Below are 14,115 nucleotides of genomic sequence, written 5' to 3'. Positions count from 1 at the left end.
ATGGAACTTAGTCCTGACGAAACGATTTTTTGGCAAAATGGCTTTATCACCATCAATCTTACATTGGTTACCACTTGGGTATTAATGTTTGTATTGGTGCTTGTGTCCGTTTTGGTAACCAGAAAACTCCGTACCGATTTAAAGATATCGCGGTGGCAATGCATTTTAGAAATGCTGGTAACCGGTATGAATGAACAGATAAAAGAAGTTGGACTTAAGAAATCTGAGAAGTTTTTAGGTTTTATAGGAACACTGTTCATTTTTATAGCTTTTGCCAATTTGTGTATTATTTTTCCAAGTTATGAACCTCCTACAAGTTCATTGTCTACAACAGCAGCTTTGGCCATTTGTGTCTTTCTTGCAACACCCATTTTTGGTATAGCAGAGAATGGTGTTTTGCAATATTTGAAAACATTTATAGAGCCAACATTCATCATGCTACCTTTTAATATCATTAGCGAAATATCACGAACGTTGGCATTGGCTGTTCGTCTCTTTGGTAATATTATGAGTGGTGGTTTGATTGTAACTATTCTCTTAAGTATTGCCCCATTGTTTTTTCCGGTGTTAATGACCGTATTAGGATTAATTACAGGAATTATACAGGCGTACATCTTTAGCATTTTAGCAACAGTTTATATCGCTGCGGCAACCGAAGAATCAGACAAGAAGAAGTCACGGCGAAAGGATAAGGCTAATAAATTAATAGTAGCAGAAACTTAATAAGAAGGGAATCTCAATTGAAAATTTAAAATAAAAACTATAAAATTTAATACTATGGATAATACTACAATAATCGCAATGGTCTCTATCATTACAGCCGGAATAACAACAGGAATTGGCTGTATGATACCTGCTTTGGGTCAGGGTAAATCTATTTCAACAGCTTTAAGTTCAATGGCCCAGCAGCCAGATGCAAGTCAGACCGTTACGCGTACCCTTTTTGTGGGTCTGGCCATGCTAGAATCATTGGCAATCTATTGTTTTGTGATTTCAATGATCTTGATTTTTGCAAATCCTTTCTGGAACCATTTCATCGCTTAATACCTAAAATATGAAAATCGACTGGTTTACCGTAATAGCTCAAATCATCAATTTTTTGGTGTTAATGTGGTTATTGAAACGTTTTCTTTATCAACCTATTTTATCTTCAATAGATGAACGGGAAACTAATATAAAGAACAAACTCTTGGATGCCGAATCTCAGAAAAAAGAGGCAGCAAAAGCTAAGGATGAATTCAACCATAAAAATGAAATTTTCAATAAAGAAAGGGATGAATTAATGCAAAAGGCCGCTGCAGAAGCCAAATCCGAAGGAGATAAGCTTAAAGAAAATGCAAGGAATGAAGCTAATGAACTCAAGGATAGATTAGAAAAAGCTTTTGCTGAAGATCAAGCTAATAAAAATAATAACATGGCTAAAAGGTTAAAAGGGGAGGTTCTTGACATTGCAAGAAAAACATTGACAGACCTCTCTTCTGTTAGCTTAGAAGGGCAAACCGTAGATGTCTTTTTGAAAAAAATAAATGACCTACAAGCCCAGGAGAAAGCAAAATTTTCTGAGGCTCTAAAAGGAGGTAAGCCCATATTGGTACAAAGTGCTTTTGCCCTTTCCGCCAATCAGCAAGGTGTTATACAAAAAACAATAGGTGGGTTGTTGAAAACAGAGAATACCTACGAGTTTAAAACCATAAGGCCAGAATTGATAAATGGTATTGAGATTTTAACCAATGGGTACAAACTATCTTGGAGTGTTACGGACTATTTAAAATCTCTTGAAGAAGATATTGAAGCCGGTAAAAAGGTTGAAATGGACACGAAAGAATAATCGAAAATGAAATGACATGGGCGCAACAGATTATAAAAGTTTGGTAAACGATACGTTTGATGAACTTGCAAAGCATACAAAAGAGCACGAGTTTAATCTGGCGCCAAAAGAGGTAGGCCGTGTTACCAGTGTTTCTGCCGGTGTGGTAAAAGTCTCAGGTTTGCCCAACGTAGGTTATGAGGAGTTATTAAAATTCCCATGGTAATTTGTATGGTATAGCCTTTAGTATTGAAGAAGACGAAATAGGCGCCATTCTTTTAGGTGAAGATTCCGATTTAGATGCTGGAGACCTTGTAGAACGCACAAATCGCGTAATGGATGTTCCTGTAGGCAAAGCACTCCTTGGAAGAGTGATAGGGCCTTTGGGAGAACCTATGGATGATAAAGGTGCTATTTCCTATGAAAAAAGATTGCCTATAGAGCGGAGCGCTACACCTATTATGGATCGCTCTGGGGTAAGCATGCCTTTGCAAACGGGGATTAAAGTTATAGATGCACTGATCCCAATAGGGCGCGGACAACGGGAATTGATTTTGGGAGACCGGCAAACGGGTAAGACCGCTATTGCATTGGACACCATTGTTAATCAAAAAGATAAAGATGTTATCTGTGTCTACTGTGCTATTGGGCAACGGGCTTCTGCGGTAGCTAAAGTTATTGCAGATTTAAAAGAAAATGGGGCAATGGAGTATACCATCGTAATGGTTACAGAAGGAAACGATTCCCCGGGATTACAATATATTGCTCCCTATGCAGCTACTAGTATAGCGGAGTATTTTATGGAAATGGGCAAAGATGTACTCATTGTATATGATGATTTAACGAACCACGCCAGAGCCTATCGTGAGCTTTCACTTTTGTTGAAAAGACCACCCGGACGTGAGGCGTTCACATGGAGATATATTTTACATCCATTCCCGATTATTGGAGCGTTCTACGCATTTAAGCGAAGAACTGGGAGGTGGTTCGTTGACCGCACTTCCTATAATTGAAACTGAGGCACAGAATATTTCGGCGTATATACCTACCAATCTAATTTCAATTACCGATGGGCAAATTTATCTATCGCCTAAACAATTTGAATTGGGTATTTTACCTGCGGTTGAGGTTGGTAAATCGGTTTCTCGTGTTGGTGGTAAGGCGCAATTACCTGCCTACCGAGCCATTGCGGGTGATTTAAAACTAGGATTTTCACAGTTTGAAGAATTGGAAACTTTTGCTCGTTTTGGCTCTCATTTAGATGAAGAAACAAAAAATGTTATTGAACACGGTAAACGTATTCGGGAGATTCTTAAACAAAATGAACTACAACCGTTGTCCGTAGCAGAACAGATAGGGGTGCTTCTAACGCTAACCCAAGGTCTTTTTGATACGATTTCGATTGAAAATATGCGCGAAGCAGAAAAGGCGGTGATAAAAAGTATAGGCGCTATACCAGAAGCTATTCAAAAAAGTTTGTATTCCGATAAGGGATTAGATGATGCAGGCCGAGAAAGTATGTTGGCGGCTACAAAAACTGCACTCAAGGAATTTCAAAAGGCAGAGTAACTACTAAAAATAATCGCTATGGATTCGCTGGAAAGCTTAACAAGACAAATTAACGGAGCCAAAGATCTAAACTCCATAGTGCGTACCATGAAGGCTATGGCTGCCGCTAATATTGGTCAATATGAAAGGGCCATGGAATCGTTGGATGATTATTGGTCCAATGTGTCTTTAGGACTTGTAGCATATTTAAAAGATATTGGTTTGGACAAACAAGATCCTAGACAGAACGAGAACACTATTAAAAGAGAAAAGTCTATTTGCGCTATTGTTTTTGGATCAGACCAAGGTTTTGTTGGGCAGTTTAATGACTCCCTTTCGCAATACGTCCAAGAATCTTTATCTACTCACGGAGGTAAATTGGAAATCTGGACCGTTGGTGTACGGGTACCGTTATTACTAGCGGATATGGGAATGACCGTGACCAAACAGTTTAACCTTCCAAATTCTATAAATGCCATTACCGCTCTTATTGGTTCAATTTTGGTACAGGTAGAGGAAAACCAAGAAAATGGAAATGTGGATGAGTATTACCTTTTCCATAATCACTTGGTAAACGAAGGGTCTTACGAACAAGAAAAATTACGTTTATTACCCTTAGATGCAGAATGGCGTCAGCAGAAAGCACAGTTAAAATGGCCTACCCCCAAAACACCAGAAGTTATTGGTGATAGTAATAAGCTTATACGCCGTTTAATTAGAGAATATCTCTTTGTAACGCTTTTTAAGACCTGTACGGAATCTTTGGCTAGTGAAAATTTAAGTAGGTTGAATGCCATGCAACGTGCAGAAAAAAACATTGAAGAACTGTTAGATGATATTGGTAATACCTACCACCGTTTAAGACAAAGTTCCATAGACGAAGAGCTTTTTGATGTAGTCTCTGGTTTTACGGCCTTAAAGAAAGATTAAGAATTAATTCCTTCTAATAAGTAAAAAAAATAAGGCAATCGTTAATTACGATTGCCTTATTTTTTGCGTTTATATTTTCAATTTTATCTAGAGATTTTCTTGATATAATTGTGGTAGAGGCATAAATTTAAGCCTATTATCTTTAGTCTTTTTTATTAAAAATCCATAGTGAAACAGCTAGGGTAGCAAAGGTTAAACCAGATACTTTTAACAGGTCAGGTAAAATATCCTTTATACCACTACCTTTTGTAATTACCAAGTGAATCATTCTGGAATAATAGGCTTGTGGGTTTAAATCAGCCATCGCTTTACCCCATGAAGGCATATTGTCAATAGGTGTTATAAAATCACCAAAAATCACAAATATCATGATAATAAAAAAGGTGAAAAACATAGCTTGTTGTTGGGTGTTGGAAATTACCGAGATTAATACGCCTACTGCCAAAAGCAGGAACATTACAACACCCGATAAAAAGAAAACAAGCCACAGACTTCCTACTACAGGTACGTGAAATACAAGGCTACTTAAAATTAAACCAATGGCAAGAAGAACAATGTTAATAATCCAAACCGGAATAATTTTTCCCATAATAAAATGAGTCTTTCTCATGGGAGTCACATTCAATTGTTCCATGGTGCCTATTTCTTTTTCTTTTACGATATTCATTCCTGACAATAGAATTGTTATCATAACAACCATTGCTACGCACATAGCTGGCACCATGATATACTGACTAATTAGCGCTCTATTATACCAGTAAGAATAGGGAATACTAACTGTTGATGCTTTATTTGATAAGCTTTTGGCAGCCCATTTAATTGCTACATCTTTATTTACAGCGCCTATGATTTCGCTGGAGTACGCATAGGTAAGACTGGCGGTAATAGCATCAATAGCATTAGTAACTAACTGCACTTTACTGCTATGTTCTTTGATTAGTTTTTTTTCGAAATTTGGAGGAAAATGTACAATCAGATTAATGTTTTTGTACTCCATTACTTTATAGGCTTCATCCATAGTTAGAGCAGCCCCTCTGATATCAAAGAAATCTGAACCCTCCATTTTAGAAATAATCTCTCTAGAGGTAGCTGACAAATCCTCATCTACTACATAAACACTGGCATAATTAATATCACCCCCAGCTGTACCCAATAGAAGAACCTGTATGAAAGGTTGAGACAAAATAATGAGTACCAACAGTGGATTCCGGAAAATCTGGATAAATTCTTTAACGATGATGAATCTTATGATACGCATCTCTCTTTATTTTAACTGTTAATTCTTATTGGAGTCTTGGTTTAAACCGTATAACACTCCAGAAATAAAACACCATTACCATGACTACGAGGATGGTTGTTTCAAAGAAAAGACTACCGCCCTTAGCGCCTTGTAGCAGGATACCTTTACTTATAATATTAAACCAAGTGGAAGGCAGTAATTTCCCTAACCATTGTAACACCACAGGAAGACTATCTGTAGGGAAAGTCATTCCCGATAAAACTTCTGTGGGCAGCATCAATAAGGTCATAGTAATCATCATAGCTGTTAGCTGAGAATTTGCGAAAGTAGAAATCAACAAACCCAAGGCAAGAGCTGTAAGAATGTAGAGAACAGTATTCAATAGTAAAAGTCCCATACTCCCTGAAACAGGTACCTCAAACACATATTTTGCTGCCCAAATAATAGATAATGCACTAATAAAAGAGGTTATTAGATAGGGCACTATTTTGGCAAACATGATTAGAAATCTATTTATGGGCGTACTTAAAAGTAACTCCAGAGTACCTAACTCTTTTTCTTTAGTAATTGATAACGAGGTCATTAATGCTCCTACGAGTAAAATGACCGTAGACATAATACCAGGTACCGTCATATACCTACCATTAAGATTCTTGTTATACATCATACGTACTGTGGGTATAATGTAGTATCCGGCTCTGCTTGGCGGATTTTTACTTGCAATATGTTTATTGATTATAATTTTACCATAGGAGATAAGGCTAGGGGAGGTCAATATCTTGGATCCATCAGCAATTAATTGTATCTGTGCATGACCTTCGTGGTGTAATTTATAGCCAAAGTCTTTATCAAAAACGAAGGCCATACGAATGGTACCTTTTTTAAATTCTTCATCAATCTCATCAGAAGTATCCAGGTATTTTACCAATTTAAAAAATTCAGAAGTGCTAATTAAATTGATCAGTTCTTTTGAATCGTGGTCCTTGGCATGATCTACAACTGCAATATTAGCATCCTTGATTTCCATGGTCATTACAGAACCAAATAGCAGTACCAGGACTATGGGTATGCCCAATAGCATTGTTAAGGAACGCCAATCTCTTAGGATATGGAGAAACTCCTTACGAACAAGTCCTTTGAATATCTTGAAATTTTTCATTTTACTTTTTTATAACTTCAATAACTTAAGCCAGTTCAGCTTGCAGTATTTGCATGTTCTTTTTCATAACCTCTTGCCAAATGAAGAAATACTTCTCCCATTGTTTCAAGCTTATATTTATCTTTTAAGTTTTGGGGCGTATCTACTGTTATCATTTTTCCGGCTACCATCATTGAGATTCGATGACAATATTCGGCTTCATCCATATTATGGGTAGTTACTAAAACAGTTACACCACCTTCTGCAGTTTCATAGATCATTTCCCAAAACTGCCTTCTTATAGATGGGTCAACGCCACTAGTAGGTTCATCCAAAAAGACTACATCCGGTTTATGCATCAAAGCAGTACAGAACGCTAGTTTTTGCTTCCAACCCAAGGGTAAGGAGCTTACGCGTTCTTTTTCAATATGTTCCATCCCAAAATGGGTTAATAATTCTTTGGTGCGATTGCGAATTTCTTTATTAGTAAGACCGTAGATTCCACCAAAAAAACGCATGTTCTCTTTTGCTGTTAAATCATCATATAAAGAGAATTTTTGGCTCATATAGCCAATGTGCTTTTTGAGCTTTCTAGAGTTTTTAAAGATATCAAAGCCCGCTACTTCGCCTTTACCACTAGTAGGTTCTAATACCCCAATGAGCATACGCATAGCAGTTGTTTTACCTGCGCCGTTAGCTCCTAAAAAACCGAATATTTCGCCTTTTTTCACATTGAATGTAATTTTATCCACAGCCACAAAATCGTCGAATTTTTTGGTCAGATTTTCAACACTAATGCTATATGCTTTTTCAGGCTGGCTCATAATTTTGATTTTTAGAGGTAAGTGACATATAGCAATCTTCAACGCTTGCTTTTATTTGTTTTATTTCAACATTGGTGGTATCATTATTCTCCAGATAGGATTTTATTTCTAATGGGTCAATCGTATCACGTTTGTCCGTATAATGAACCCAATCTCCAAAAGGATAAACTGAGTTGGCATGCTCATAATCCTTTAGTTTTTTAATGATTTTAAAGGAGTTTCCAGAACGTATGGCGTACAATGGCTTTTCAAAATTTGCGATAAGTCCGTCAGGGCTATTCGTAGCCAATATTTTACCATGATCCATAAGGGATATTCGATCGCAGAGAAGGGCCTCTTCCATATAGGCTGTGGAAACCAAGATTGTGATGTTATCTTTCTTTAAACTTTGAAGCATGTCCCAAAGGTCTTGTCTGGAAACAGGGTCAACACCTCTAGTAGGCTCATCTAAAAACAGTACTTTGGGTTTGTGAATCAAAGCACATGAAAGAGCTAATTTTTGTTTCATCCCGCCAGAGAGTTTACCTGCTCTTCGTTTTTTAAAAGGCTCGATCTGCTTATATATGTCCTTGATAAGATCGTAGTTCTCTTCTAGAGTTGTTCCAAAAATGGAGGCATAAAAGTTAAGATTCTCTTCAACCGTTAGATCTTGATATAGCGAAAATTTTCCGGGCATGTACCCAATTTGTCGGCGTATATTTTGGTATTGTTTTACAACATCCATCCCTTCTATTTCAGCAGTACCACTATTTGCCAATAGTAGCGTGCCTAGAATCTTGATAAGACTGGTTTTTCCAGCACCGTCAGGACCAATAAGTCCAAACAATTCGCCTTTTTCCACCTTTAGGGAAACTGCGTCCAATGCTTTGACCTTACCATAATTCATTACAATATTTTCTGCTGAAATTGGAGTCATCGTTTTGTCTTAACCGTTACATTTATTTTTTCTCAACTGATCAGTCCTTTTCAGAACTACTCATGAAATTTATTTCTCCAGGCATACCAATTTTTAAGTACCCATCATTCACGACAAGCACTTTAACAGCATAAACCATATCTACCCTTTCGTCTTTAGTTTGAACAATTTTTGGGGTAAACTCAGCTTCGGAAGCAATCCATTTAATGGTACCCTTTAAAGAGCGGTTTTCTTTTTTAGTGTCATCAATCAACACTTCTACTTCTTGCCCTAGTTTTATATGAGGTAGTTGATCACCGCTCACATAAACCTTGAGTGTGATTTCATCTAACCCTGCAATTTTGTATAGGGGCGTGCCATAACCGGCCAACTCCATTTCTTCGGAATATTTAGTAAGAACCGTTCCAGAAACAGGATTAATAATTAGGCTTTTGTTTATTTGATCATTAATCTGATCTATTTGTTTTTCTATGGGTTCTATTTGGCTTAGAATGCCTCTATTACCGGTTTCTAATTTTTTACGGGCCGCTTCAATCTCACGGTCTACCACCTCTATATTTCCAGTTATATTGTCTAGTTCTTTTTGGGTAGCTGCTTCATCCATCAACATATGTTCTACTCTGCGCTTTTCACGTAGAATATTGTTTTTCTGTTCCCTGTAAATGTTTAACTGACTTTGAACATCCATGGTTTGCGCTGTGACCGAATTGATGCTTGCAACCAACTGTTGTTTTTTAAGGGATAGCTGCATAGTATCAATATAACCCACTATAGCACCCGCTTTTATTTGCTCTCCTTCCTTTACATTAAAGGAAAGTATTTTGCCTTGGCCTTCAGAGCCAACAATCACTTCATCTGCTTCAAAATTGCCGTATGCATCCGATAATTTCTCGCCGGAGCAGCTTATAAGTCCAAAGCATAAAATGATAACACCTATAAAATATTTCATTTTTTTGTTTATTTAATGGTTACAAATTTCCTTTAGTAGTCAGGTAATTAATTTCTGATTGTATTTTTTGTATTCCATGTATCTGAAGATTCAATTGGGCCTCAGTTCTTTTGTTAACTTCTATGATGTATTCTGTTGATGTGATTACACCATTTTGAAATTGGGAATAGCTTTTTCTAACGATATCTTCCTGTAGCTCTAATATTTTTTTATCCTTTTCTATAAGTTGGCTATAGGTGTCAATACTAGATTTGTCACGGATCGATGCTATGTTGATTTTCTTTTCAAAGTCCTCTTTTTTACTGGAGAGAATTTCTTTGTTAATTTCTAGTACTTTCTTTTTCGGGATGTTTGTTTCCAATCCCAAAAATTCCATTTCAATCTTGCTCCAACTACATAATATTCTGTGGCATCCGTTTCAAAATAATTTAAAGGGTTAGGGCTCCCGACTCCTAACTGAGCTATACCAGACAGACTAGGCAAAACTTGGGCATTCAATACTTTTTTTTGAGATTCTAAATTTTCCTCCATCAAATCAAAATATTGCTGTTCTGGCCTACTTATATCTTGGCTTAATTATGGTCTGCTATAAGTGGTAGTGTAAATTCGGCATCAGGAGAAATAGGTTCTCCTATCCAATCGCTTAACATATCTATCATTGCCTTACGGCCTAATTGCACTTCTAATATTTGTTGTTGAATTTTTAATATTTGCTGATTAAGAATGTTGGCGTTACTCTTAAGCATAGCACCATTTTCTACTTGAGAATTTATTTTTTTAAGTTGCTTATTCAATTCGTCTACTACAGTACCTAGTAATTTTTCATTTTCTTGATAAACCAGTGCATTAAAATAAAGCGTGTTTATCATTCCCTTTATCTCAAACAAATCAACCTCCATTCCCTTTACATTGGCAGCTAATTGTGCTTCTTGCATTTTTTTGGCATTTTTTACATAACCCCCGTCATAAATTTTTTGAGATATATCTAATGTTAAGGTGTATTGATTTTGAGGGATTTCTGCGATATCCAATCCTGCAATATCAATACCAATATCCAATACATCCGATAGGTAATTATACGTGCCATTTAAACGTGATTGCGGTAGGTTTAGAGTATTCAAATTTTTAATATTCAAATTTGCTTGGGTTTCATATAATAGCTCCTGTTTTTTAATAGGACTAAGAGATCTGGCTCTCTCTTGACAGTAGTCTAACTCTAAAGTTTGAGAATAGGCCCAGCTTATTGGTAAGAGCATAAAAGCTAGTAAAATTATTGAGCAACGTTTCATTATATTGACTTTTAGTACGAACCATCTTTACTGATGACGGCCTTAATTTTATACAAAAGTAGGAGGTAGTGTTATTTGTATTTATGATACAAATCATGCAGAAGAATATTATTTATATAATTTTGATTATTAAATAGTTACGATGATTTTTAGTAAGTTATTTCTTATTTAAATATCACTTTTTTCTATGTTTTTTCTTTTAAAAAGATTTCTTTGTTACACGGAATAAGACCTGTGCTAAATGGTTAGTTAGTGAGAATGCTAAATGGACAAAAGACACACAATGCGCAGAGAAGAATAATAAAGATTTATTATATAATAAGGTCCGTTTTGACGGCTATAAAGAAGGGCAGGTAATAGGATTGGGTATAAAAAAACTGTTTTAAAATGAATCACGAGTTTTAATACCGTAACACATTTTAAAACAGTTTTTGATAACTATCAACATCAAGAATTGATTCTCAATTTAATTTTTGAAATTTTTTTCTAAGTCTCCCGACGCTTACCGGTAATCTCAAGGATATTTATCTTGTATACAATAGGGTTTCCTCTAGTATAGGACTTACTAGAAAATTCATTGATGAACTCAGGGTTTTTATGTTCTTTTCGATGTATAATGGCTTTAATACCTTCTGTAAACAAATGTAATTTTTGCTTAGCTGTAGAACCATCAAGCTCTTCAAAAGTACCGTGAATAAGAGTGGATTCCCAATTAACCATAGAATGTACTTGTTCCACTAGTACAGAAACAGAATCATTTTTCCGCATGGCATCTATTTTATGCCCTTCTGCTGTATAGCTTATGATACTGTTGTCTTCAGCATCAAAAAAGTAGGTGATAGGAATCACATAAGGTTTTTCATCTGCAATATAGGAGAGATAACCGTTATAATTATTTCTAAGAACGCGGGTACTTTCGCTAACTGATATGTCCATCATAATTCTAATTTATTATAAAAATGCATGATCTAAACTATATAAATATAGCATTTACTTCCAAGAAATGTTCTTGTATTTGATAAGATACTTATTTATTTCCAACGATATTCTGAGAGCCCTTTAAGCTCATGTTCTATTTCTAATAAACGGTTGTATTTAGCAACACGTTCACCTCTACATGCAGAACCAGATTTTAAATGTCCACCATCCATAGCCACTGCAAAATCTGCTAAAAAAGTATCTTCAGTTTCTCCTGAGCGGTGAGATAGAAAATAACGCCATCCGGCTTCACGACACATGCGTACTGCTTCTATGGTTTCTGTAACCGACCCAATCTGATTTAATTTAATAAGTGCCGAATTAGCGGTTTTCTCGCTAATTCCTCTACTAATATATTTTCTGTTGGTAACAAAAATGTCATCACCAACTACTTCAATTTTATCTCCAAATTTTTTGGTGAATTTTGCAAATCCATCCCAATCACCTTCAGAAAGGGGGTCTTCCCATGAGATGATAGGATATTTTTTTAACCACTCGCCAGACAGGTCAATAAGCTCATCAGTCGTCATTTTACCGGCACCTGACTTTGTAAGGTCATACTTGTTATCCAAATTAGGAGAAAAGGAATTGGCAGCACTATCAATAGCAACAGACAAATCTATACCAGGTTGGTACCCTGCTTGTTCAATTGCTGCAATAATAAATTCTATAGCTATTTCATTGCTTGCGCAATTAGGTGCAAATCCGCCTTCATCACCAACACTGGTAGCGAGGCCTTTATCTTTCAATATTTTTTTTAGTACATGAAAAGTTTCTGCAACGTAACATAACCCTTCCTTAAAATCTGGAGCTCCGTGTGGTACGAGCATGAACTCTTGAAAATCTACACTATTATCTGCATGTTCGCCACCGTTTAGGATATTCATGCACGGCACGGGAACACGTAAGGTATTGGATCCGCCCAAATAACGATATAGCGGAAGGTTAGATGAAACGGCTGCCGCTTTAGCAACTGCCATGGAAACGCCCAAAATAGCATTGGCACCAAGCTGAGATTTATTCTCGGTACCATCTAATGCAATCATGGTGTAATCAATATCTTTTTGGTCAACGGCATGCATTCCTGTTAGGGCTGCAGCTATCTTTTTATTAACGTTTTCTACAGCCTTTTGAACGCCTTTTCCGCTGTAACGTTTTTCGTCATCGCGCAGTTCTAAAGCTTCGTTCATACCGGTTGATGCTCCTGAAGGTACGGAAGCAGAAGTTCTGGTTCCATCATCTAAAGTTACATACGCCTTTAGTGTAGGGTTTCCTCGAGAGTCCAATATCTCGAGAGCCGAAATAGATGTGATTTTTGAATTCATTTTATTGAATATTTAGTGATACTTTATTCTTTTTTATGTAAAAAAAATATACATCGCAATCAATTGGGAGAAGCACTAATTTCTACCCTGTAATTGTTTTGAGGGTATGAAGGTATTACAGTATATAAAAATGATGTATGACACAAATCATGAACGCATGAATTTAAAGCGGACTGTTATTGTTTTACATTATTCTTTCTGTTCTTTTTCTTTCTGCTTTTCCTGTTTTTTGAAATAACCACGGGTCAAGAAATTATGTTTTAATGCCTCCATATTTTCATTGAACTTCAGCACACCTTCATCTACATTTTTCATTGAATTTTGAAGCTGATGTACCAATGTGGTATCTGTAGATAGATAGTTAATAGCTCCGTCACCACCATTAATACGGTCAACTACCGTGTTGAGGTTTTTGGCTGTTTTCTCAATTTCTATAGATGAATTTTCTAAATGGTTAAGTACATTGCGGATTTTTTCTCCGGATAGCGGATCACTCAATAAGGTTCCGACAACACTTTCTTTGGTGTCAAAACTTTCTACAAGAGCGTTTAGTTTGTGCATGGTCTCTTGGGCGTCATTGGTGGTGTATTTTAGGTTGATTAATGTTTGATTTAAATTATGCCCCATAATGGTATCATTAAGTAGACGGCCCAATGTTCCCTTTCCATCATTTATGGAGCGTGTAATAGTTAGCAATTGCTCTGTTAATACCGCGGCATTTTCATTGGTTACGTTTAATGTATTCATCATGTCTGCTGTAGCAGCGTTGCTATAAGACTTTATCTCATCACCGGACTTAACATAGGGTGCATCACCGGTTCCAGGAACAATGTTTATGATCATGCTACCTACCAAACCATCTGAACCAATATTAGCAATTGAATTGTTTTTGATATGTTTTTGCATTTTATTGTCTATAAGCATACCTACTTGTATGGTGGTATCATTGATCATCTCAATGTCTTTTACCGTACCAATACTAATACCTGCATAACGAACATTATTACCGTTCTGGAGCCCACGTATGTTGTCAAAAGTGACGTTAAGGGTAAAGGTGTTCCCAAACATATTTTGTTTGTTACCTATCATATAGATTACGATGATTAACAATACCGAACCTATGAGAACAAAAATCCCTAATCTGAATTTTTCCGATGCTGATTTTTCCATG

The 14,115-nt window shown here is 36.4% G+C and carries 18 protein-coding genes; 7 read left to right on the top strand and 11 right to left on the bottom strand.

From position 1 onward, the window contains the following. Genes Q5W13_RS01365 through Q5W13_RS01335 form a run of 7 tightly spaced genes read left to right on the top strand, consistent with a single transcriptional unit; the run spans nt 1 to nt 4,285 of the window. Entirely contained in the window at nt 1–723 is a 723-nt protein-coding gene (locus Q5W13_RS01365) for a F0F1 ATP synthase subunit A (RefSeq protein WP_304445114.1), read from the top strand. 54 nt (nt 724–777) lie between these two features. Then, nucleotides 778–1,044 (top strand): F0F1 ATP synthase subunit C, encoded by a 267-nt coding sequence (locus tag Q5W13_RS01360; protein WP_304445113.1) that lies wholly within the window; start codon nt 778–780, stop codon nt 1,042–1,044. A 10-nt stretch (nt 1,045–1,054) separates the two neighbouring features. After that, on the top strand, nt 1,055–1,828 hold the full coding sequence (locus tag Q5W13_RS01355; RefSeq protein ID WP_304445112.1) for a F0F1 ATP synthase subunit B family protein: 774 nt from the start codon (nt 1,055–1,057) through the stop codon (nt 1,826–1,828). A gap of 16 nt (nt 1,829–1,844) precedes the next feature. After that, on the top strand, nt 1,845–2,033 hold the full coding sequence (locus tag Q5W13_RS01350; protein ID WP_304445111.1) for a hypothetical protein: 189 nt from the start codon (nt 1,845–1,847) through the stop codon (nt 2,031–2,033). Between the two features lies 1 nt (nt 2,034). Beyond that, on the top strand, nt 2,035–2,820 hold the full coding sequence (locus tag Q5W13_RS01345; protein WP_304445110.1) for a hypothetical protein: 786 nt from the start codon (nt 2,035–2,037) through the stop codon (nt 2,818–2,820). Then, complete coding sequence (locus Q5W13_RS01340) at nt 2,708–3,376, top strand: hypothetical protein (protein WP_304445109.1); 669 nt, start codon at nt 2,708–2,710, stop codon at nt 3,374–3,376. Before Q5W13_RS01345 ends, Q5W13_RS01340 begins: the two co-directional genes overlap by 113 nt. Nucleotides 3,377–3,394: 18 nt before the next feature. Further along, on the top strand, nt 3,395–4,285 hold the full coding sequence (locus Q5W13_RS01335) for a F0F1 ATP synthase subunit gamma (RefSeq protein ID WP_304445108.1): 891 nt from the start codon (nt 3,395–3,397) through the stop codon (nt 4,283–4,285). 142 nt (nt 4,286–4,427) lie between these two features. On the opposite strand, the gene Q5W13_RS01330 is transcribed toward Q5W13_RS01335, so the two are convergent. The 11 genes from Q5W13_RS01330 to Q5W13_RS01280 form a co-directional block, all read right to left on the bottom strand. Continuing rightward, the gene (locus Q5W13_RS01330; RefSeq protein ID WP_304445107.1) at nt 4,428–5,543 is read right to left on the bottom strand and encodes an ABC transporter permease; all 1,116 of its coding nucleotides are present in this window, start codon (nt 5,541–5,543) and stop codon (nt 4,428–4,430) included. Between the two features lie 25 nt (nt 5,544–5,568). Then, nucleotides 5,569–6,684, bottom strand: a complete 1,116-nt coding sequence (locus tag Q5W13_RS01325; RefSeq protein WP_304445106.1) for an ABC transporter permease — start codon at nt 6,682–6,684, stop codon at nt 5,569–5,571. A gap of 35 nt (nt 6,685–6,719) precedes the next feature. Then, entirely contained in the window at nt 6,720–7,487 is a 768-nt protein-coding gene (locus Q5W13_RS01320) for an ABC transporter ATP-binding protein (protein WP_304445105.1), read from the bottom strand. After that, a complete protein-coding gene (locus tag Q5W13_RS01315; RefSeq protein ID WP_304445104.1) occupies nt 7,474–8,403 on the bottom strand; it encodes an ABC transporter ATP-binding protein in 930 nt (309 codons plus the stop codon). Before Q5W13_RS01315 ends, Q5W13_RS01320 begins: the two co-directional genes overlap by 14 nt. Before the next feature lie 40 nt (nt 8,404–8,443). Beyond that, on the bottom strand, nt 8,444–9,352 hold the full coding sequence (locus Q5W13_RS01310) for an HlyD family secretion protein (protein ID WP_304445103.1): 909 nt from the start codon (nt 9,350–9,352) through the stop codon (nt 8,444–8,446). 19 nt (nt 9,353–9,371) lie between these two features. After that, the gene (locus Q5W13_RS01305) at nt 9,372–9,713 is read right to left on the bottom strand and encodes a hypothetical protein (RefSeq protein ID WP_304445102.1); all 342 of its coding nucleotides are present in this window, start codon (nt 9,711–9,713) and stop codon (nt 9,372–9,374) included. Further along, on the bottom strand, nt 9,680–9,883 hold the full coding sequence (locus tag Q5W13_RS01300) for a TolC family protein (protein WP_304445101.1): 204 nt from the start codon (nt 9,881–9,883) through the stop codon (nt 9,680–9,682). Before Q5W13_RS01300 ends, Q5W13_RS01305 begins: the two co-directional genes overlap by 34 nt. Before the next feature lie 41 nt (nt 9,884–9,924). Beyond that, entirely contained in the window at nt 9,925–10,488 is a 564-nt protein-coding gene (locus Q5W13_RS01295) for a hypothetical protein (protein ID WP_497582252.1), read from the bottom strand. 639 nt (nt 10,489–11,127) lie between these two features. Further along, nucleotides 11,128–11,580 carry a pyridoxamine 5'-phosphate oxidase family protein gene (locus Q5W13_RS01290; protein ID WP_226975865.1) on the bottom strand — a complete coding sequence of 151 codons (453 nt, stop codon included), beginning with the start codon at nt 11,578–11,580 and terminating at the stop codon, nt 11,128–11,130. A gap of 92 nt (nt 11,581–11,672) precedes the next feature. Beyond that, on the bottom strand, nt 11,673–12,944 hold the full coding sequence (eno, locus tag Q5W13_RS01285; RefSeq protein ID WP_304445100.1) for a phosphopyruvate hydratase: 1,272 nt from the start codon (nt 12,942–12,944) through the stop codon (nt 11,673–11,675). A 189-nt stretch (nt 12,945–13,133) separates the two neighbouring features. Next, nucleotides 13,134–14,114, bottom strand: a complete 981-nt coding sequence (locus tag Q5W13_RS01280) for an MlaD family protein (protein WP_304445099.1) — start codon at nt 14,112–14,114, stop codon at nt 13,134–13,136. Nucleotide 14,115: the final 1 nt, after the last annotated feature.

Origin of the sequence: Zobellia laminariae (assembly GCF_030553095.1) — a bacterium.
Classification (GTDB): domain Bacteria; phylum Bacteroidota; class Bacteroidia; order Flavobacteriales; family Flavobacteriaceae; genus Zobellia; species Zobellia laminariae.
This window is presented reverse-complemented; position numbering and strand designations above follow the sequence as displayed.